The following is a 22,665-nucleotide window of genomic DNA, read 5'->3' as shown; positions in this document are numbered from 1 at the left end:
TTGAACCTCCCCGTCCGAAAAATCCAAACCTTCGAAAAATCCAAACACTATGGGAAAGAAAGTAGCTGATCAACTGGTCGAAACGATTTACCGGGCAGGCATTCGCCATATCTATGCCGTTACGGGCGACAGCCTGAACGAGGTCAACGACGCCGTGCGGCGTGCCGGAACCGTCCGGTGGATTCATATGCGCCACGAGGAGAGCGGAGCCTTCGCCGCCGCCGCCGAAGCCGAACTCAACGGAATCGCCTGCTGTGCGGGCAGCAGCGGCCCGGGGCACGTCCACCTGATCAACGGACTCTACGACGCCCACCGGAGCAACTGCTCCGTGCTGGCCATCGCCTCGACCTGTCCCTCCGACCAGTTCGGCACGGGCTATTTTCAGGAGACCAATCCGATCCGCCTCTTCGACGATTGCAGCGGCTACAACCAGATGGCCGTCACCTCCGCGCAGTTTGCGCGGATGCTGCCCGCAGCGTTGCAGCATGCCGTCCACAAACGCGAAGTGGCCGTGATCGGACTGCCGGGCGACGTGGCCGCCGGCCCTTGTGCCGAAAGTCCCGGGGCATCCGGACCGCTGCCGTCGCACAGCCTCTACCGCCCGCTGGACGGTGAATTGCGGCAACTGGCCGCGATGATCGGCTCGGCCGAACGCATTACGATCTTCTGCGGCATCGGAGCCCGCGAGGCCCACGACGAGGTCGTGCGGCTCGCCGCACTGCTCAAAGCTCCCGTGGCATATACTTTCAAAGCGAAAATGGAGGTGCAGTACGACAATCCCTACGAAGTCGGCATGACGGGCCTGCTGGGCCTTCCTTCGGCCTATACCGCCATGCACGAGTCGGATTTACTGCTGTTGCTGGGCACGGATTTTCCCTACGATTGTTTTCTGCCGCAGGAGTGCCGCATCGCGCAGGTGGACCTCCGCCCCGAGCGCATCGGCCGCCGCGCCCGCGTCGAGCTGGGGTTGGCCGGCGACGTGAAAGATACCCTGCAAGCCCTGATTCCCATGTTGCAGGAGCGTTCCGGGAGTTCGTTCCTCGACCGTCAACTGAAAATCTACCGTGAATTGTGCGACACGATGGCCGTCGTGGCTTCGAAGCGGGGTAGTGCAGGCAATATCGCCCCCGAATACGTGGCGACGCTGATCGACTCGCTGGCCTCCGACAGCGCGATTTTCACGGTCGATACCGGCATGTGCTGTGTCTGGGGAGCGCGCTACCTGCGTGCCACGGGCCGCCGCCGGATGCTCGGTTCGTTCAACCACGGTTCGATGGCCAACGCCCTCCCGATGGCCATCGGCGCAGCCCTCGCGCGTCCCGGCCAGGAGGTCGTGGCGTTGTGCGGCGACGGAGGATTCACGATGCTGCTGGGCGACCTGGCGACGATCGTCGAGCAGAAACTCCCGGTGAAGATCGTCGTCTTCAACAATCGTTCGCTGGGTATGGTGAAACTGGAAATGGAGGTTGCGGGGCTTCCCGACTGGCAGACCGATATGTGCAATCCCGATTTCGAGATGATCGCCCGGGCGATGGGCATCAAGGGATTTACGGTCGACGATCCCGATCGTACGGAGGAGGTGCTGACCGAGGCCTTCGACACGCCGGGACCTGTCCTGGTGAGTGTCCAGACCGACCCCAATGCGCTGGCCATGCCCCCGAAGGTGGAGTTTGCGCAGATGAAAGGCTTTGCGCTGGCGATGACCAAACTGATTCTCTCCGGCCGCACCGACGAGGTTATTGCTACGGCAAAAAGCAACCTGAAGCACCTTCGCGAACTGGTCTGACTGCCGGACCGGGCGGCGGAACGGCTTTCGGCGCTTTCCCTGTGCGGCCTTGCTTTTCTGGGGGAGGCTGCCGTCCGGGCTTACTCCGGGTGCGCTATACGTCCCGCATAGGCTCTTCTTCCGTCCGGTCGGTGTAGAGAATCCCGTCCAGGTGGTCCGCCTCGTGCTGGAAGATAACAGCGGTGAATCCGCTGATCGTCTCCGTCTTTTCGGCAAACTGCTCGTCGCGGTAACGCAGGCCGATCTGCCGTGCCCGGGTTACCGTGCCGGACAGTCCCGGAATGGAGAGGCATCCCTCCCGTCCCGGGGCGGTCTCGGACGAGTATTCGACAATCTCCGGGTTGATGTAGAACTCGAACGGCTTGCCGGGCTTATCAAACCGCTGTACGGCGATTATCCGTCGGAGAATCCCCACCTGCGGCGCGGCAATCCCCACGCCTGTATTCTGCGGGTCCTTTACCGTCGCGAGCATCCTGCGTCGCAGGGTTGCATAGTCGTCCGTCCGGAGCATCTTGGCCGTCATCGGAACGGCTTTGCTGCGCAGGACCAGCGAATCGACTCGGTCGCCGATGGTCAGCACGCGCATGATTTCCCCGTCGCCGGCATTTATTATGACTTTTTCATCCGTCTTGAATCCCCGTGAGCAGCCGCTGAGTGTTACCATTGCGGCCACTCCGGCGCACAATGCCGACGAAAACACTATCGGGCGTCGTCTCTTTTTTTCTTTCGCAGCAGTTTTCAAAATCTGATTGCTTTTATCGAATCAATAAATCGTCTTCGAGTGTCAAAGATACTTCTTTTATTCCAATATTTGCCGGCGTCCTGCTTTGATCACAGCCTCGTAACGGCAAACAGGAAAATAAAAATCACCGGCAAAAAAAGTACTGGTGATTTCTAACAAGGGGGCATGTTTTCCGTGTCGCTGATTTTGAACTACATAAAATGGAACGGCATGAAACCTGTCATAACTCGTGCCCTTCTGCTGCCTTTCTCCGGGGAAGGCGGAAAGAGTTCTATCACGATATAGTGGTCGAACAGCGTATACCGTATTTTCTCAACATCCAGGTCCATGCTTTCCGAAGTAATTTTTATCTTGTGGAATCCTGCTCTCAATGGAATATCTCTGCGCGTGTACACATAACGGTTGAAATCGACACTATCTGTCTGGTAGACAATTTTTTCGCCAATTTCAACTTTGAGATCAAAATGAGTTGTATTCATACTATTGAGACGATCCCTGTCGAATAAGGTAGAGAGATCATCTACGTCTGATCCTATCCATAGAGTTTCCGGTGCTTTCCAAATACCGGTCTAATACAACGTCCAAAAACTTACCCATAGTTATAGGGGTGCGTTGTAGTGTCGTAACGATTTGGAAGGCTAATAGCAAAAATCGAAGGCGCACTTAAAATGCGCCTTCGATCGTTCATCCCATACGGGAAAGTCCCTTGGTTAAATACCTCCCGAGTTTACATCTATTAACTCCCACTTCCTTGAATCACACATATATTGCCAGGTGCATTTTACCCAATCAGAAACGATAATATTAATATTATCGCCTTTACGAGTAACTATTCTTGGAGAGAACATGATTGTCAAGGTATTATCTTCGATTGTGGGGCCAATCATAAAAACAACTGTTTTGGGTTTATTCAGTATTTTTTTTGCGGCATTGCTTTGTAAGTAAATAAATTGAAATCCTAATTCTTTTATCTGACTTGAAAATTCAAATCCCAAGGGGTAGTTTTCTAATGCGATATAAATATCAGTGAATCGAAGAGGATAAAACTCCGAATTACCATTAACCGTCATCCTATTCGCATAATGCTCTTTTTCAACTCCGACGTATTTAATAAACGAGGCATTAATCATCTCAAATAGTTGATTGTTGCTTTGAGCGAAAGCATCGATTGAGAAGAATAACAGCAAGAGAAATATTGCATACTGTTTCATACGCTATTTTTTAGGGGAAACAAACCTAGTCATCGGAAGTGTTGCCTGCACCCCCTGTGAATTGTAAATATACACAATATTATTTCCTCTGCCAAATACATAATGGGTTTGTGCCCCAGCTACGCTTATATCCTGCGGGGAAGGTGATTGGGTGAACCCGTATGTTGTAGTTGTACCTCCCAGCGTATTTGCTCCCGATCCGACTACTACATTGCCGCTGGGATGACTGTGAAATGTGCTTACACCATTGGGCAACATAATACTTGCAGAGGCATCATCCGGGAGATAAACGAGAGGTTGTTGACAAGTAAGGAAAAGAGCTTTGTGGTGAAGATGGCCCACAGCGCACTACAAAGGTGTTGAAATAATATAGAAAGAATAAAATAATGACACAAAAAAAGCACCTACTATGTTGTAAGTGCTTGGTTTTTAATTGGTAGCGGGTCCGAGACTTGAACTCGGGACCTCATGATTATGAATCATGCGCTCTAACCAGCTGAGCTAACCCGCCATTGCTAAAAGCGAGTGCAAAGGTAATAGAAAATTTTAATCGTGCAAAATCTTTCGGCAAAAAAACATCGCAAAATTTGCCGCCCGGGGCTGTGGCATTGATTTTGAACGTGCTACGGAAAAACAGAAATCTATGTCTCTTTCCGAATCGGCGCGCACCGATATCCGTAACACGCTCGGCGTCGTCAAACTCATTGCCGGACTGGTGCTCCTCACGGCGGTTTCGTGGGAGATTATCGCGGGCGATCACATTCACATCTCCTCTGCCTACCTCACGATCCAGTTCATCGTCTGTCTGATTTTCCTGTGCGATTTTTTCGTCCGCTGGGCCGCTGCCGAGCGCCGGAACCGCTTTTTCTGGCACAACCTGCTCTTCCTGCTGATTTCCATTCCCTACCTGAACATTCTGGCGTGGAGCGGAGCCGACATGACCCACGACTGGGGCATACTTGTCGGCCTGATGCCCTTGCTGCGGGCCTTCCTGGCCATGGTGATCATCGTGCGGTGGCTGGTCTCCAAAAACAAAATGCGGAGGCTCTTCGTCGCCTATATCTTCACCGTCGTGGTCTTCACCTATATTTCCGGACTCGTTTTCTACGACTACGAGGTGCTTGTCAATCCTAAACTCCACGGCTTTGGCAATGCACTCTGGTGGGCGTGGATGAACGTCACGACTGTCGGGGCCGAGATTTTCCCCGTCACGGCCGTCGGCAAGGTTTTTTGCGTGATGCTTCCCTCGCTGGGTATGATGTTCTTTCCGATCTTCACCACCTACGTCCTGCAGGAATATACCCATAAAAAGGAATAACCGAAAAAGTCCGGCTTCGTAAGGCCGGACTTTTCGTTTCGGGAATTACTTCCGCTTATTTTTTCTGCTCTTTCAGCAGGTCGCGGATCTCCGTGAGCAGCAGCTCTTCCTTCGTCGGTGCAGGCGGTTCGGGAGCCGGGGCCGGAGCCTCTTCCTTTTTCTGCATCAGCCGGTTCATCAGCTTGACCATCAGGAATACGCAGAGGGCTAGGATCGTGAAATCCACACACTGCTGGATAAATGCGCCGTAGTTCCAGTAAATCGGCTCCGCTGCTGCGGCCGGAGCCTGGCTGCCGCCGGCTACGATGCCTTCCACCGATTGCATGGCGCTCGAGGTAACGTCGCGAACCTTCGAAATGTCGAGTTTCAACTGCGAGAAGTCGGTATTTCCGATCAGTGCGCCGATCGGCGGCATCAGGATGTCGTTCACGAGCGACGATACAATCTTGCCGAACGCACCGCCGATAATCACACCGACGGCCATGTCCATCACGTTGCCTTTGAGGGCAAACTCCTTGAATTCTTTGAAAAATGCCATATCGTTAGGGTTTAATGTTTTAATTGAGAACAAAAATAAACATTTTTTCCAAAAGTCCAATAAAACATACGATCTTCCGTATCCCCATTTCGGATTTATAAAATGCGGCCCGGATCGCCGCAGTGTCCATCTTTTTTGTATCTTTGTAAATCGAACCCAAATACGCATTCATGACTCCTGCTGCCGTTATTGCCACCGTCCTGGGCTACATAGCCGTCCTTTTCGCCGTCGCGTGGGCCTCGGGCCGCCGTGCCGACAACGCCGGCTTCTTCACCGGCAACCGCCGCACTCCGTGGTATATGGCGGCCTTCGCCATGATCGGCGCTGCTATATCGGGCGTGACCTTCATTTCGGTTCCCGGCTCGGTTGCCGCCGACTCGTTTTCCTACATGCAGATGGTCGCAGGCTTCACGGTAGGGCAGATGGTCGTGGCTTTCGTGCTGATTCCTATGTTCTATCGCCTGAAGGTGGTGTCGCTTTACGAATACCTCGACGACCGCTTCGGCGTAAAGTCCCACCGTACCGGAGCGTGGTTCTTCTTTATTTCGAAGATGCTGGGAGCCGCGCTGCGCATCTACGTCGTCTGTGCCGTGATGCAGTTGCTGGTCTTTTCGCACTATGGGTTCCCGTTCTGGGCCAACGCCTTGATAACGATGCTTTTCGTCTGGCTCTATACGCAGCAGGGCGGCGTCAAATCGCTCATCTGGACCGATACGCTCAAGACTTTCTGCCTTGTGGCGAGCTTGATTCTGTCGATCGTTTTCATCATGCAGGGGCTGGATCTTTCGCTTGCGGAGACGGCGCGTGAAGTTTCGGCTTCGCCGATGTCGAAAATTTTCTTCTTCGACGACCCCGCTTCGGACCGCTATTTCTGGAAGATGTTCGCTGCGGGTATCGTCCTGCTGATCTCCATGACCGGACTCGACCAGGATATGATGCAGCGTAATCTGAGCTGCGCCACGCCGCGCGATTCGCAGAAGAACATCGTGCTGACCGCTGTCAGCCAGATTTTCGTGATCTTCCTGTTCCTCGTCCTGGGCGTGCTGCTCTATTTGTATATGGAGCGCAGCGGCATGGCCCTGCCCGCCAAGAGCGACCAGGTTTTTTCGCTGGTCGCCGTTGAAGGAGGGCTGCCGCTTATTGTTGGTATCCTGTTTGTTGTGGGACTTATTTCAAGTACTTATTCAGCAGCCGGATCGGCCCTCACGGCCCTGACGACCTCCTTTACGGTGGATATTCTCGAAGGCACGAAACGCTACGGCGACGTGCGCCTTACACGCCTCCGCAAAGGGGTTCATATTGCGATGGCCCTCCTCATGGCCTGTGTGATCCTGGCCTTCGAATATTGGGCCGACGACAGCGTTATCAACCTGGTCTACAAGGTCGCCAGCTATACCTACGGCCCGATTCTGGGCATGTTTGCCTTCGGGATGTTCACGCGCCTGAAGGTTCGCGACCGCTGGGTCCCGCTGGTGGCTCTCGCAGCCCCGGTGCTGAGTGCGCTGGTGCAGTGGTGGGCGCTGAAAGCGTGGGATTACCAGATCGGATTCGAACTCTTGATTTACAACGCCGCCTTTACCGTGGCCGGCATGCTATTGCTCGTTAAACGACATGAAAAATAGACTGTTATACCTTATTACCTTACTCTTTACTGTAAGTGCGGTTTCCGCTGCCGAAATCACTCCCGCAACGCGTGCGGAGATCGGACGGACCCTTTCGCGCATCGTCTCCCGTGAGGTTACGGGCGGTTATCAGAAGGCGGAGCCGACCAACGTACGGATTCAGGCCGTCAAGGCCTCGCGCGGCCGGGTGCGGATTTACACCTCGGTAGGGTTGTCCTACTATCCTTTTCGCGAGGATAATCTGCGGGCCATGCGCGACTCGGTGCGGGCCCTGCTGCCGTCTGAATTCCGCAAAGCCGACATCGAACTCTATACCGACAACCGCGAGGCCTCCGAGCTCATCCCGCTGGCCTGCCGCAATGCCACGCAGTTGCGTAAACTCGTCGGCAAGAAAAAAATCGTCCTCTTTACCAACCGCTCCGAGCGGCCGCTTGTGACGCGACTTTCTGCCGCCGCAACTCCCGCGCATGGCCTTTCGGAGCGGCATATCGCCTTGTGGCAGAGCCACGGACGCTATTTCGACCAGACTGAGAACCGCTGGAAATGGCAGCGTTCGATGCTCTGGCAGACCTGCGAGGACCTCTATACGCAGAGCTACGTGCTGCCGTATCTGGTCCCGATGCTTGAAAACGCCGGGGCGAACGTCCTGTTGCCGCGCGAGCGCGACGTGCAGAAGCACGAAGTGCTGGCCGACAACGATTCCGAAGGGCAATATGCGGAACAGGGGGCCTGGGAACCGGGAGGTCCTGGGTTCGCGCACCTGCGGCAGGTCTACCATACGGGTGAAAATCCTTTTCGCGAGGGCACGACGCGCCGTGCGCATACCGTTGCCGACGGCGACACGAGCCGCGCCGCATGGTTTGCCGACATCCCCGAACGGGGTGAGTATGCGGTCTATGTGAGCTACGAATCGACGCCCGGAAGCGCCGACGACGCGCACTATACGGTGCATCACCTCGGCGGGGAGACTTCGTTCGCCGTCAATCAGACGATGGGCGGCGGCACGTGGATCTATCTGGGGCGTTTCTCTTTCGCTCCGGGGCATCGGGAGGTCGTGACCCTCTCGAACCGCTCGCGGCAGGCCGGGCGCATCGTTTCGGCTGATGCCGTGAAGATCGGCGGCGGTTACGGCAACGTCGCCCGCACGCCCTGCGACTCGCTGCGCTTGCCCGATACGGAGTATATCGAGGAGACGAGCGGTTATCCCCGTTTCTGCGAGGGGGCCCGCTACTGGCTCCAGTGGGCCGGATTCCCGGAAGGGGTTTACACGCCGAAGAACAATACCGACGACTATAAGGACGACTATATGTCGCGCGCCCACTGGGTCAACGCCCTGATGGGCGGTTCGGAACGCCTGCCCGATTCCGCGGGACTGCATATTCCGGTCGATATGGCGCTGGCGTTCCACTCGGATGCGGGCGTCCGCGACGGCGACGGCATTGTCGGCACGCTGGGTATCTACTACACCCGCGAGAACAAGGGTAAATTCCAGGGCGGGGCCGACCGCTACCGTTCGCGTGATTTGACGGACCTCGTGCAGGCGCAGGTCGTCGAGGATATCCGCCGTACGTTCGAGCCCGGCTGGCAGCGCCGCGGACTGTGGAACAGGGCCTATTACGAAGCGCGCGTCCCGGGTGTCCCGACGATGCTGCTGGAGCTGCTCTCGCACCAGAATTTCGCCGACATGCGGCTGGGCAGCGACCCGCGGTTCAAGTTTGTGGTGAGCCGTGCGATCTATAAGGGTATCTTGCGCTATATCAGCTCGCAATACGATTTACCTTATGTAGTGCAGCCGCTGCCCGTCGAGGCGTTCGCCGCGGAATTTACCGCCGCAGATCATGTGGCGCTGTCGTGGAGTCCGGTGATGGACCCGTTGGAAAAGAGCGCCGCGCCGACGGGTTATGTAGTTTATACGCGCGTGGACGACGGCGGTTTCGACAACGGCCGTCCGGTCGATAAGCCCTACCTGATCGTCGAACAGCAGCCGGGTCGTATATACAGCTACCGGGTGACGGCGGTGAATGAGGGCGGCGAGAGTTTCCCGAGCGAGACCCTTGCCGTGTGCCGGATGCCCGATGAAAAGGGAAGGGTGCTGATCGTTAACGGATTCGACCGCGTGAGCGCTCCGCTGAGCGAGCGGAACGATTCGCTCGCTGGATTCCGTACCGACCTCGACGGCGGGGTTCCCGACCGGCAGGACATCGCTTTTGTCGGGGCGCAGCACGTCTTCGACCTGGCGCAGGCCCGCTGCAATGTCGACAGCCTCGCCCTCGGGGCCTGCGGGTGCGATTTCGAGACCGATGTGATCGGCGGCAACACCTTCGACTATCCGGCCCTGCACGGGCGTTCCGTGGCAGCGGCGGGGTACTCCTTCTGCTCAGCGTCGCTGAAAGCCGTAGAGCGTGGCGAGGCGGCACTCGAACAATATCCGGCGGTCGATCTGATCCTCGGCAAACAGCGCACGACGACGATCGGCCGCGGCGTGCAGGAACCCGCGTTCGCGACCTTCTCGCCCGAACTCCAGGCTGTTCTGAGGCATTATCTCGCTGACGGCGGAACGCTCTTTGCGTCGGGCAGCTATGTTGCGTCCGACCTGTTGGCCGAAGGGGCTTCGGACCGGGACCGCACCTTTGCCCGCGAGGTGCTCCACCTCGATTCCGACGGTGGATATGCCTCCGGCCGCGGAAGGGTACGGGTCATGACTTCGCATCCGGACTTTTCGCGCGGCGAATATCGGTTCAATACCGGGTATGGCCGCCACCATTACATCGTCGAACAGGCCGATGCCCTGAAACCCGTGGGCACTGGGGCTTTTGCCGTGATGCGTTACGACGACAACGGCCGTACGGCAGGCGTAGCGTGCGACGCCGGGGGGCGTACTTTCGTGACGGGTTTCCCGTTCGAGTCGATCTCCGACGAGGTGCAGCGCGACCGGCTGATGCGTGACGTGCTGCGATTTTTGTCGGCTGGAAAATAAAAAATATGGAGATAAAACTGAGAACCGAACAGCCCGCCGATTACCGGGAAACGGAGAACGTTACGCGGGAGGCATTCTGGAACCACTTTTCACCCGGATGCAACGAGCACTACCTGTTGCATGTCATGCGCGACAGCCCGGCCTTCGTGCCCGAACTGGATCTTGTGGCGGAGCACGACGGGCGGATCGTCGGCAATGTCGTCTGCATGAAAGGAGTTATCCAGGGTGACGACGGCGTGAAATACGAGGTCCTGAGCCTCGGGCCGATCTCGGTCCTGCCGGAGTACCAGCGCAAGGGAATCGGCGGCAGGCTGATCGGGCGCACCCGCGAACTGGCCCGGGAGATGGGATTCCGGGCCGTGCTGCTCTGCGGCGATCCGGACTACTACCTGTATCAGGGTTTCGTCCCGGCCGAACTGCTCGGCATCCGGACTGCCGATGACATGTATGCCATGGCGCTCCATGTCTGCGAACTGTACGAAGGGGCCCTTTCCGGTGTCCGGGGCCGCTACGTCGAGGATTCGGCTTACGAGGTCGACGAAACTGCCGCCGAGGTTTTCGACCGGGAGTTTCCCGCGAAGGAGAAAGTTCGCGGCACGGCGTCGCAGGCGCGTTTCGACGAAATTGTCGTCGTGCGCAGGCCCGCAGATTGAAAATTGAGTTTAATCTTAACCAAATAAATTGATTATGTCGTTGGAACAACAGATTTCGAAAGGAATCATGGAGGCCATGAAGGCCAAGGATACGGTGCGCCTGAGCGCCCTGCGCAATGCGAAGAAATACATCATCGAGGCCAAGACCGCGGGTCCGGAAATCGCCGAACTGCCCGATGCCGACGTGCTGAAAATCATCTCCAAACTCGCCAAGCAGGGAACCGATTCGGCGGCGATCTTCACCGAGCAGAACCGTTCCGACCTGGCGTCGGAGGAGCTGGCCCAGGTAGCCGTTTTCCAGGAGTTTCTGCCCAAACAACTGAGCGCCGAGGAACTCGCTGCCGAAGTGAAGGCCATTATCGCCGAGGTCGGCGCATCGTCGATGAAGGAGATGGGCAAGGTGATGGGCGTCGCTTCGAAACGCCTCGCAGGCCGTGCCGACGGCAAGGACATTTCGGCCAAGGTCAAGGAGTTGCTGTCCTAAATGCACCTGCTGGAACACCTGCACCGCAATGTGAAGACCATTGCCATGCCTTCGGCCATGATCGTCGGTGCGCTGTTGTGCCGCCCGATCGCGGCGCTGGAGGTGTGGACGGGGCAGATGATCACCCCGACGTTGATCTTCCTGATGCTGTTCGTCACCTTCTGCCGCGTGAAACCCAGCCAGATGAAGCCTTCGATGCTTCATTTTTGGCTGTTGCTGGTTCAGGTCGTGGCCTGTGTCGGGATTTTCCTGCTCCTGCGGCCCCTGAACGGTATCCTGGCGCAGGGGGCGATGGTTTGCGTGCTGGCTCCCGTAGCGATGGCCGCGGTGGTTATCGGCGGCATGCTGGGGGCCAATGTCGCTACGATGGCGACTTACAGCCTTCTCTGCAACATGGCCGTCGCCCTGCTGGCGCCCGTGATCCTGACCTTTACGGGAACGGGTGCATGTACCTTTGCGCAAATTCTGGCCCGTATCGCGCCGCTGCTGGTGATGCCGTTCGCTGCGGCGCAGTTCTGCCGTATGGTTATTCCGAAGGCTGCGAAATGGGTCGGCGACCACAGTCAGATTTCGTTTTACATGTGGCTGGCTTCGCTGCTGGTCATCATCGGCCGCACGACGGCTTTCATCATCGACCTGCACGACGCTTCGCTTTCGACCGAACTGTGGCTGGCCTTCGCGGCGCTTGTGATCTGTCTTGCGCAGTTCAAGGTGGGCCGCATGCTGGGACGCCGTTACGGCGACGCTCCGGCGGGCGGCCAGTCGCTGGGCCAGAAAAACACGGTCCTCGCGGTGTGGATGGCCCAGTCGTTCCTCGACCCGATCGCCTCGATCGCGCCCACGGCTTACATCGTGTGGCAGAATTTCGTGAACTCCTATCAGTTGTGGAAAAAAGACAGGGAAGGGCGAATGAATTAACTATAAATAGCGTTTTATAGTTATTTATCCGCCTTTCTCTTATTCTCGCAGTTTTCTTGTTTCCTTCGGCAAGTTGTTTTTAGGCCGTACGATAGAAAAGTCGATTATTTTATCGTATATTTGCTAATATCCAAACGAAGAGGGCGTCGTATATGCCATATGGCGGTCTTGAATGAATTATGGCGACACGGAAAGCAGACTACAGAAGAGACGACGATCGGGAAACTGCGAAAACCGCATTGGATTACAATGCGGTTTTCGATGCAAGCCCTGTCGGTTTGGAATATTATGACAAAGACGGCATTTTGGTCGATATAAATGAAAGCGCGCTGCAGATTTATGGCTGTGGGGACAAGGAGCATTTATTGAAAAGCCGGATATGTCTTTATGACAACCCGAACTACAAATCGCAGATAAAGGACGAGTCCGACAGGTATCGCCCCTGTGTCTGTGATTTCTATTACGATTTCGACCTGCTTAAAAAGGAGAATTATTATTCGAACAGTACTCGTTCGGGCAAGATCCGGATCCAGAACAACATAAAGCCGATATTGAACGAACGGGGCGAAATCGAAGGGACGATTATTTCCACCCGGGACATCACGGAGGAGTCCAACCTGAGTTCCCGTTACGAACAGTTGCACAGGGAGCGGGAAACCATTGCCGAAACGCTTCCCGTCGGACTGGCCATATACGATAAAGACGGCTATCAGCAATTCATCAACCCTGCGCTGGCCTCTATTTTCGGCGTAGACGATATCGGGGCCCATTTGGCCAAACACATCAATCTGTTCGAAGACCCGATTATTCCCGACCACCTCAAGACTGAGATTCGCACCAACGACCTTACGGAGGCAAGTCTCGAATACAACCTGCAAACCGCGGCCCGGGAACGCTATTTCGAAACCGGGTTGTCCGAATCGATTTTCCTGAACTGCAAAGTCCGGAAAATAAAAGACAGCAACGGCGGCGTGCAGGCTATCATGCTGCTCGTCTCCGATGCGACCAATTATGAAAAGAAAAACCAGGAGTTGCAGGAAGCCCACCAGAACCTGACTTTGGCTTTGGATGCCGGGGATATGGCTGCCTGGATGTACGATATAGACAAGCGGATTTTCTACACCGTTCTGGGCAATGCCCTTGCCGGGGAAGGACTCACTTTTGAAGAAAACCTGAACAGGCTCCATCCCGACGATCACCGGATGCAGATTGAATTGTTGGAAGCTGTGATTCGGGGCGAAAAGGAAAAAGGGATCGCCGTATTCCGCTATTTGTCGGAGAACGGAGAATACCGTTATTACGAAAGCCAGATTATTCCAAGGAAGAAGAACGGTAAGATAATATGCCTCACCGGTACGCAGAAGGATGTGACCGAATGGTATGGCATGACCCAGGAGCTTAAAAAAATAAATAAGCAGAATGCGCTGATCCTCAATAATATCAATTCTGGGTTGGTGTATATTTCACCTGATTATAAGGTCATCTGGGAAAATGTCTCTTCCATCTTCCCGGTCCAGGCGGACGGCAAGCGATACTACGAGGCCGGAAAATTGTGCTACCGAAGCAGCCACGACTCGGATGCTCCGTGTCAGGGGTGTGCGATGATGCGGGCAATGGCGTCCAAGCATGTCGAGCATGCCGAATATACTATTCCGGGCGGCGTTTTCGAAATCTATGCCAATCCGGTGCTGAATGAACAGGGCGACGTGGAAGGTGTCATTCTCCGTATCGACAATATTACCCATCGCAAGCAGATTCAGAATGAGTTGGAAATGACCCGTAACGAAGCGCTTGCGGCCAAGGAAAAAGCGGAACAGTCGGATAAACTCAAATCGGTTTTCGTAGCCAATATGAGCCATGAAATACGGACTCCGCTCAATGCCATCGTCGGCTTTTCCGAGTTGCTCCATACGGCGGAAAGCGAGGAGGAAAAAGACGAGTTCTGGAAAATCATCTCTACCAATAACGACCTGCTGCTTACGCTCATCAACGATATCCTCGATCTTTCCAAGATCGAAGCCGGTTATGTCGACCTGGTAAAGGATGAGTTCGATTTGGCCGGTCTGTTTGGGGATTTGGGTGCTGTTTACAGCCAGAAGATGAATCCCGGGGTTTCTTTTGCCTGCGAGATTCCGAACGGGAATTACAATGTCTGCCTGGATAAAGGGCGCCTGAGTCAGATTGTGACCAACTTTGTCAACAATGCGATTAAATTCACGAAGAACGGTTCCATCCGAATCGGATATACCGTTGACGGTGGTCGATTGAGGGTTTATTGTACCGATACCGGGATCGGCATTCCGGAAGAGAGCCGGGAAAAAATATTCAACCGCTTCGAGAAGCTGAACGGCTTCGCCCAGGGAACCGGATTGGGACTCTCTATCTGCAAAGCGATTGTCGATGCGCAGGGCGGGAACATCGGGGTGGATTCCGAGGTCGGCAAAGGTTCTACATTCTGGGCGGAACTCCCGCTGTAACGGTAATTTTGCGGTTGCCAACCCGCTGAACAGGGCATTTATTAAATTTCGTGACCGGCGGCGTCACGATAAATCAGTGAACGGTATAGGGCTTATCCGCTAACAAGTTTTGCCTGCAACATCATTTGACCGTGCGTCCAAGAAACGCACGGTCTGCGCTTTTTTACTATTTCACATCCTGATGCCAGTTTTTTTACTTGACCTTCTCTGCGGATAACGGGACGGATACAAAGAGGCAATCGCTGAATAATTATGTTTTTTGAGGTTTTGCAACCTCGAAATCCCTCATTTAACCCTTGAAAGTGTTTGTTAGGATTTTTGTGCGCTAATATTGCTGATTGTCAAGTATTTGTCGTGTTGTTTGTTAGCGGCTGTTTTCGTCGGGCGAACGGAATAATAAATTATTTTTGGTATGGTAGACAGATGGGGTATCTTCCCGCTCTGCCGATATGTCGTATCCATAAAATTCATTCTTGACCCATGAGAAAAATCGCCGTTTTTATCTGTCTCTGCCTGTCAGGCAAGGAGGCTTATTCTCAATCGGAGGCTTTCTCGCCCACCGTAATTCCGCCCGCGACGGCGGAGATCATCAAGTTTATTGACCATCCGGTCGATCTCGCCTATGGTCTTGCAAGCGTCGAGATACCCCTGTACGTCATCAAGCAGGGCGATATCGAAATTCCCCTCTCGATAAAATACCACGGAGCGGGACTTAAGGTGAATGAACTGAACAACCGGATAGGCTCGGGCTGGAGCCTTGATTTCGGACCGTCCTTGGGCCGTAAGATAAACAGTATGCCCGATGATTATTGTTATATGCGTAATGGCGGCTGGAAGAAGTACCGCGATCGCCTTACCTATCTAAGATACCTTGCCGAAGGGGTGGAAGACGAGTATCCGGACGTATATTATTACAAACTGTTGTCCAACTCGGGAAAATTCGTCTTCAACCGGGGATCTTCCTCGGACTATAAGGATCCGGTCATCGAGACTATTCCCTTCGAGCCGGTGAAAGTAACTACCGCCAATAACAATACCGATCTTTCGGCTTTCAATATCTGGGATGACAAAGGCTATTTTTACCGGTTCGGAGTGTCGTTGAAAGGTTCGGGTATTTATGCCTACGACCGGAATGCTTCGTCCCTCTGCACTTCCTGGAAAATCATGGAGGTGGTCTCTCCGGACAAGGCTGACACCGTTTCGTTCGGATACACCAAGGAGGATTACAACATCTACCTGCCGTCGATCGACGACTATGTTACCGTGGAAGATATTTATAAGGCGACCCCGGGGTATATAGATATGGACAGGGCTGTTAAATATTACGGTATTCAGTATCTGAAGTTTCCTTTCATGACCGAGCGGACCGGGGCTTCAAGGGTACGGGTGTCCAATATCCTGGAAGACGAAAAAAATGAGGTTAGCTGTTATTCACCGCCCGAATATGCCACCCCTTCGGCCAATACCTTGTCGCATGAAAGGTATCTTACCTCTGTCGAATCCAGAACCGTGCGAGTAGATATTTTTAAGGCTGCGGGCTCGGTTACCAATCACATTGAAAAGATAACCGTTACCGACAAGGCGACCAATAAAGTTATTAAAACGATTGAGTTTACCCACTCCGCCTTCAATCCGCCCGCAGAGAACCCGTATTCGAAAAAGAAATTGGACGAAATACGTATTTACGGCGAAAATCACCGGTTGGATCAAACGTACAGTTTCGATTACTATAATCCCCAAGGTGTTCCGGCGGCCAATTGCAGGGGCGTCGACCATTGGGGGTATTACACCGGCATCAATCCATCCACGGCAGTACCCTTACAGGAGATCGACTGCCTGTATTACCACGAGGACGGCGGTTGGGCGGGGTCCGATACGCGTCATTTGCAAATAGGGAGCGCCGGCAAATCTCCGAATGACTGCTCCCAATACGGTCTTTTGAAGTCGGTGACCTTTCCGACCGGACGAAAATCGACTTTCCATTACGAGCAGAACCGGCGAAAGGATTATGACGGTGCTGTGGAGTTAACAGGAGGGAACCGTATCGGGAAGATCGAGGAGTTCGATCCGGTGAGCGGCGCTACCGTGACGCGAACCTTCAAGTACGGCCTGAACGAGGACGGAGGAGGGTATCTTAGCCGTGAAGTAACGCTGGACGATTATATGTATGAATACCTTAATTACGGATATCCGAGCGATATGGAAAGTTATACGCTGGCGGATATTACCCGGATCAGGATTTATACCCCTACGCCTTTGAACAACCTGTTTTTTCAGAACGGGGCGGTCGTTTGTTACGACTATGTTACGGAATACGTGGACGGAAAAGGGAAAACGGAGTACGTTTATGATGTCGGAGGAGGTTCCTCCTCGTCCCGGATTCCCGGCACTACGCTGGTCGCAGATATCGAGTCGGGATGGATGCGTGGCAAATTGCTGCAAAAAACCGAATATAAGTACAATCCTAAAACGAGCGACTACTGTCCTATCAGAATGGAGACGAACGAATACGCGTTCTACAAAAACAAATCCATTCCGTTCGGAATGTGTTATGCTGCGGCGAGGTCGAGATACCCGGATTTCCCCGACAATGTGCTCAAAAGCGAAGGCTATGTCCTTCCCGGAGAGTACGGCTTGTCCTATCATGCGTCTTATTCGATTTCGACGGGCTGCAACAGGCTGACTAAACAGACGATCCGGACGTTCGACGAGAACAAGACTTCGACCAAAAGTGTTGTCTATGTATACGGCAATCCGGATCACATGTATCCTACGAGAGAAACGGTGCAGGCCGATCCCTATCCCGTGGTGACGGACTACAAGTATCCCCAGGATCTGACGTTCGCCGATTCCCGGGAAGAGGCGGGGCGTACCGGGTTGATAAACAATAATATACTTTCAACCGTGTTGCTGGCTGAAAAATCCGTTTCCGGTAAAACGTGGTTTACCAAAACGAAATACCTGAATACGGACAGCAATCCGATACCCCGTGCCGTGAGCATTTCGGAGGGTCCCGGATTGAATCGACTGCGCATGACGCAGCGTGTCGACAAGTTCGACGTGATGGGGAATCCCGTGCAGATCACCGACAATGAAAAAACGTCCGTTTACCTGTGGGGATACGGCGGCCGCCGGTTGATCGCCGAGATACGGAATGCCACCTATGCAGAGGTAAGCGCCTCGTTGGGCCAGTCTGTGATAAACCGCATGCTTACCGGACTCTTCCCGGGCGTCAGCGATCTGCTCAGCCTCAATAATTTGAGGACCCGGCTTCCCGGTGCGTTGGTAACGACCCTTGAATACAAACCTTCCGTGGGTATCAGCCGTATAACCGATCCCCGGGGGAAATGCACAAACTACGAGTACGATCATGCGGGACGATTGAGTAAAGTCCTGGATCATGAAAACAACATTCTGGAAGAGTACCAATACAACTATTGCCAATAATACCATGAAAAGATATATTGCATTTTTCATGCTCAGCCTGCCGATAGGGGCGAGTGTGGAAGTCTCGGCAGCAGTCGTTTGCCCGTCACCGGCGACCGATTCCCTCGGCAGGAGTGCAGTCTATGCCGCTTCGCCGTCTTTATCCCTTTCCGGCGATCGTAACTATGTGCTTCAAAAGAGATACACCGCAAAGCAGGCCGGAAATCCCATAAATACGATCAGTTATTACGACGCTTTCGGCCGGCTTTCCCAGACGATCGAGATGGAGTTCACTCCCGAGGGTCGGGACGCAGTCTGTTTCAACGAGTATCTGCGCACGCAATCCCTGGCGAAAGATACGCAATGGCTGCCGTGGATCATGCAAGGAAACGGCGCGTTCAATACGCTGACCTCCCCGTTAAAGGAGAGTATCTGTGACTATCACGGCGATTCGGCGCCGTTTGCGACGACCTATTACGAAGCCTCTCCGGGAAATAATCCCGTGGCGCAGTACAAGCCCGGGTACGATACGTTTACCGACGAAGAGCATATGATTCCACAGCCCGGAGAGTTATCTGTCTGGCAGCCGATCGGGGGTAATACGGAGGCGGATATTTTGAGGATTCAATCAGCCGAAAACGGCTATTATGCTTATTTCGAAGATTGCTTTTCTCCCGGAGAGTTAACCGTGAGTAAACTGGAAGGTGAAAACAGAAAAGAAATTTTTGTATACAAAGACCTGTCGTCGAAAATAGTGATGTCGAGAGTGTTTGGAGAGAATGGAGAATCTCTGGATACTTATTATGTTTATAATGAATCCGGTCCGAGTCTGGTCATTACACCGGAACTGATCCCGCTTCTTAAAAAATATACTTATATGGATCCTTCTGATATGGAACGGGCATCATCCGGTTATGCCTATGTCTATGATCGGTATAATCGGATAACGGAGAAAAAAGTACCCGGAACGGATGTATGGACCGTGATTATTTATAACAAAGCCGGCCAGGTCGTCCTGTATTCTGCAGACGGCTGTCCGTCTGACGGTAATTTGATTTATTTTACCTATGACAACTCCGGTAAAGTGTCCGGGAAGAGCGAGGTCTCTACTTCGCTCAATATGATGTATGAAATCAGAGATCGGTTTTACGCTTCCACAGCCTCCGAGAAGCCCGATCTGTGGAACCTGTTCACCAAAAATGAATTCTCGTACGTAGGGCCGTATGACGGCGATGTGGCGATAAATACGGGTTATGAGCATCCCGATCCCGAAGATTTGTCGGGAATACCGTCCGAAAAATTGCCGGCACATCCCGGGCATTCTGCGGAATTCAGCGAAGGACTTAACGACGGCGGTTGGAATTGCGTGAAACTGGCGCTGAATGAAGCTGCCGACGGCGTCCGGATCGACGGATATTATGGGTCGGGCGAGCTTGTTGCGAGCAGATCGGCGGATGAAGACGGCCGGAAGAGTTTCCTTTTCAGGGATCAACTGGGGAGAGATGTTCTTTCGAGAAGGATCGGGGATGGCGGCGCGTATTTCGATACCTATTATGTGTATGACGAATTGGGCAATCTCGCCATGGTCTTTCCTCCGGCGCTGGATTCTTTGCTCAGGAGTCGGATTGATATGAGTGTCGACGATCCGAAGTTCGCGCAATACGGTTATGCGTACAGGTATGACCCCTATAATCGTGTCGTGGAACGCAAACTTCCGGGAGCCGGATGGATTTATCAGGTTTACGATAACGCCGACCGTCTTGTATTGACTCAAGACGGGGAGCAGCGGCTCCGGAACGAGTGGACTTATTGTGTTTATGACAAACTGGGCCGCGTCGTTTCCCGAAGTCTGGTCCGGAATGGCGGTTCATTGTCGAGGGCGGTCCTGCAAGCCCGTTACGATGCCGCGGACTTCGATAATTCCTATCCGGTTTTGGGTGGATCGGATAATCCCTACAAACCGTTTCCGACAAACGAATTCGTATTGATCGACATTCTGTCCGACGACAGATACGGGGGCTATGAGTATCTGCCCGTTTGGAGCGGGGCATCCGTCCGTCCGTTCCAGTCCGGTATTTCGGCGTTCGAAATTCCCTCTTATCTGGCGTTTTCTCCTGTGGATGACGTAGTTATCGATTCAGATGTCGACAACCGTACGACAGGCCTGAAGGTCTATGACAGACAATTAATGCTGAACCCTGCAAACGATGGGATTTCGCAGGCGTATGTCGAGCGGGCTTATTATTACGACAGCAAAGGCCGGATTGTTCAGACGGTCGAACGAAACCACCTGGGCGGCATCAGCCGGACGAGCGTCAAGTACGATTTCGTGGGAAATATCCTTGCGCAGTGCGAATCGCATCAAACGGAAGCCGGTGATACGCCGCCGGATACGAAGACCACCCGGTTCGGCTATGATCTTCGGGGACGGTTGTTGTCCGAGGTTTCGATTCTCGATGGCAGCGCTCCGGCTGTTGTGCGTTACGGTTATGATGATCAGGGGCGTCTCGTTACCAAGACGTGTGGCGAAACGAGCGTCAGCGCCAAAGTCCGGGTAGACAGTACCCGTTGGCTGAAGGTCGATACGTCCAAACCCCTGAAAACGAACTGGTCGGTTTCGGACATTATGGTTTACGGCTCTTCCTCCCATTTTTCCGATTACGATATTTACGATTTTGTAATCGAAGACGACAGCGACGTAATCAATCCCGAATACTTTATCTGTACGGACGCCTCCAATAGCCGGATCGAATATTACTATCTTCCGCAGATGGAGAAACTCAATTCGGAGATCGTCTCCTGGGCCATTGCGATGTACTGCGACTTTACATGGGACAAATCGCCCAGGCTCGAAGTCGTTACGATTCCGTTCCCGGGCGCAGGCGTCGGGCTCTCGGAAGTGGACGTGTATCGGGAAAGCACCGGCGCGGGTCTGACCGAAGAGTTCGGGTACACGCTTCAGGGTTGGCTCTCGGAGCAGCGCGGCGACAGGTTCGGAATGCGGCTCCGTTACTATGATCCGCAGCATTCGGATACGAAGCCGAGCTATACGGGTAATATCACCGAGTGGGATTGGCAGCACCGGGGACCCGACATTGCCGACTCCCAGCCAAACACCTATTGCTTCGCTTACGACGCTCTGTCGCGACTGACGGATACCCGGCAGTATATTGCGGGCGTTCCGGACGACCGGTTTGTTGAAAAAGGTCTGTCCTACGATCGTAACGGCAATATACTGACGCTAAAGCGGACCTCCGGCGGTGTGATTGCCGACAGCCTTGTCTATAGTTACTCGGGCAATCAGTTGACTGCGTTGTCCGGCACGATCTCTCCCTTCGACTACACTTACGACGCCAACGGAAATATGACGTACGACGGAGCGAATAACCTCGATCTTACGTACAACCTGCTGAATCTGACCGAAAAAGTTAGCGGATCGGATGGAATTGAAGCAAACTATTCGTATCTTTCGGATGGCACAAAACTCTCGGCGACGGATGCCTCCGGCAATGGGTTGTTTTATCTGGGTTCTTTGGTATATAGGAAGCAGGGCGGTAAACTTTCGCTTGAAAGCGGATCTTTCGGCGGGGGCCGGTTTGTCGCGACGGCTTCGGGGCTGTCGCCTGTTTACCATCTGACCGACCATCTGGGCAGCGTTCGTGTCGTGTTTGATGCCGACGGCGAAATCCTCGAGCGCAACGACTACTACGCCTTCGGTCTTCGCTGGGACAATTCCGCATCTCCGATCTCCGACAACCGTTACCGCTACAACGGCAAAGAAGAGCAGGCATTTGTAAATGTTCCCTATACCGATTACGGCGCACGGATGTACGATCCGAAATACCGGCTCGGTTGGGGAAGCGTAGATCCGTTGGCGGAAAAATATTATCCGGTTGGTCCGTATGTTTTTTGTTTGAATAATTCAATTCGTCTTATTGATCCGGATGGTAGAAAAGTTTATTTTGCAGATGGGGTATCTCAAGAATTTAAAGATAAATTTACTGCTACAATCAGATACATGAATAGTAAAGGAACTTCGGGGAATATGGCAAAATTAGAAGCTTCGGAGAATGTATATTACATAAACGAAGCTAAATCTGTATATAAAACAAATTTTAATACTAAGACTAAAACTATAAATTGGGATCCTAATCATTTGGTATTAACAGACGAAGGTATTCTAATGTCTCCTGCTACAGCATTGGCACATGAAGCTGATCATGCTCAGAGATATGATAAGGTTGTGCGGGAGAATGATGATTCTGCTAAAAAAGAATATAATGATTCGATAAAACCTAATTCCGACAACCAATATTCAACTAAAGAAGAAAGACGTGTTATTCAAGGGGCAGAACAAAGTGCAGCCCGTAAACATGGCGATATAAATGCAAAACAAACAACGCGAAAAAATCATAAGGGAACACAAGCTAATTTGAATGTTTCTAATATGAAACCGGGCGAAATCTCAAAAAAAATATATGAATCAAATAATCAATACATAATTAACTAAGTT

14 protein-coding genes and 1 tRNA gene are annotated in these 22,665 nt (G+C 53.3%); 10 read left to right on the top strand and 5 right to left on the bottom strand.

Annotation, left to right across the window (positions count from 1 at the left end):
• Positions 1-49 precede the first annotated feature (49 nt).
• Complete coding sequence (locus KG007_RS07465; protein WP_213347931.1) at positions 50-1,786, top strand: thiamine pyrophosphate-dependent enzyme; 1,737 nt, start codon at positions 50-52, stop codon at positions 1,784-1,786.
• 94 nt (positions 1,787-1,880) lie between these two features.
• Here KG007_RS07465 and def read toward each other — a convergent pair whose 3' ends face one another.
• From def to KG007_RS07445, 4 genes are all read right to left on the bottom strand, one after another.
• Entirely contained in the window at positions 1,881-2,450 is a 570-nt protein-coding gene (def, locus tag KG007_RS07460) for a peptide deformylase (protein ID WP_213347929.1), read from the bottom strand.
• Positions 2,451-2,719: 269 nt separating this feature from the next.
• Positions 2,720-3,007, bottom strand: a complete 288-nt coding sequence (locus KG007_RS07455; protein WP_213347927.1) for a hypothetical protein — start codon at positions 3,005-3,007, stop codon at positions 2,720-2,722.
• Between the two features lie 231 nt (positions 3,008-3,238).
• Complete coding sequence (locus KG007_RS07450; protein WP_213347925.1) at positions 3,239-3,739, bottom strand: hypothetical protein; 501 nt, start codon at positions 3,737-3,739, stop codon at positions 3,239-3,241.
• A 434-nt stretch (positions 3,740-4,173) separates the two neighbouring features.
• Positions 4,174-4,250 (bottom strand) — tRNA-Met (locus KG007_RS07445).
• A 132-nt stretch (positions 4,251-4,382) separates the two neighbouring features.
• Between KG007_RS07445 and KG007_RS07440 the strand changes: the two genes are divergently transcribed.
• Positions 4,383-5,057 (top strand): potassium channel family protein, encoded by a 675-nt coding sequence (locus KG007_RS07440; protein ID WP_213347923.1) that lies wholly within the window; start codon positions 4,383-4,385, stop codon positions 5,055-5,057.
• 55 nt (positions 5,058-5,112) lie between these two features.
• Here the strand turns inward: KG007_RS07440 and mscL are convergent, their stop codons facing one another.
• Entirely contained in the window at positions 5,113-5,595 is a 483-nt protein-coding gene (gene mscL / locus KG007_RS07435) for a large-conductance mechanosensitive channel protein MscL (protein WP_213347921.1), read from the bottom strand.
• A gap of 170 nt (positions 5,596-5,765) precedes the next feature.
• Between mscL and KG007_RS07430 the strand changes: the two genes are divergently transcribed.
• The 8 genes from KG007_RS07430 to KG007_RS07395 all read left to right on the top strand — a co-directional run bounded on the left by KG007_RS07430 (position 5,766) and on the right by KG007_RS07395 (position 22,662).
• Positions 5,766-7,217 carry a sodium:solute symporter gene (locus KG007_RS07430; RefSeq protein WP_213347919.1) on the top strand — a complete coding sequence of 484 codons (1,452 nt, stop codon included), beginning with the start codon at positions 5,766-5,768 and terminating at the stop codon, positions 7,215-7,217.
• Positions 7,207-10,194 (top strand): golvesin C-terminal-like domain-containing protein, encoded by a 2,988-nt coding sequence (locus tag KG007_RS07425; protein WP_213347917.1) that lies wholly within the window; start codon positions 7,207-7,209, stop codon positions 10,192-10,194. The genes KG007_RS07430 and KG007_RS07425 overlap by 11 nt, the downstream gene beginning before the upstream one ends.
• Before the next feature lie 5 nt (positions 10,195-10,199).
• A complete protein-coding gene (locus KG007_RS07420) occupies positions 10,200-10,847 on the top strand; it encodes a GNAT family N-acetyltransferase (protein WP_213347916.1) in 648 nt (215 codons plus the stop codon).
• A gap of 34 nt (positions 10,848-10,881) precedes the next feature.
• Entirely contained in the window at positions 10,882-11,331 is a 450-nt protein-coding gene (locus KG007_RS07415; RefSeq protein ID WP_213347915.1) for a GatB/YqeY domain-containing protein, read from the top strand.
• Positions 11,332-12,249, top strand: a complete 918-nt coding sequence (locus KG007_RS07410) for a transporter (protein WP_213347914.1) — start codon at positions 11,332-11,334, stop codon at positions 12,247-12,249. It begins immediately after the preceding gene.
• Positions 12,250-12,428: 179 nt separating this feature from the next.
• On the top strand, positions 12,429-14,726 hold the full coding sequence (locus KG007_RS07405; RefSeq protein ID WP_249413277.1) for an ATP-binding protein: 2,298 nt from the start codon (positions 12,429-12,431) through the stop codon (positions 14,724-14,726).
• A gap of 480 nt (positions 14,727-15,206) precedes the next feature.
• The gene (locus KG007_RS07400; RefSeq protein WP_213347912.1) at positions 15,207-18,173 is read left to right on the top strand and encodes a hypothetical protein; all 2,967 of its coding nucleotides are present in this window, start codon (positions 15,207-15,209) and stop codon (positions 18,171-18,173) included.
• The gene (locus KG007_RS07395) at positions 18,127-22,662 is read left to right on the top strand and encodes a DUF6443 domain-containing protein (protein ID WP_213347911.1); all 4,536 of its coding nucleotides are present in this window, start codon (positions 18,127-18,129) and stop codon (positions 22,660-22,662) included. The genes KG007_RS07400 and KG007_RS07395 overlap by 47 nt, the downstream gene beginning before the upstream one ends.
• The last annotated feature ends 3 nt before the right edge of the window (positions 22,663-22,665 follow it).

The sequence above is a fragment of the Alistipes montrealensis genome (assembly GCF_018362775.1).
Classification (GTDB): Bacteria; Bacteroidota; Bacteroidia; order Bacteroidales; family Rikenellaceae; genus Alistipes; species Alistipes montrealensis.
Note: the sequence above shows the minus strand (reverse complement) of the source record. Positions and strands in the feature narration are given on the sequence as shown.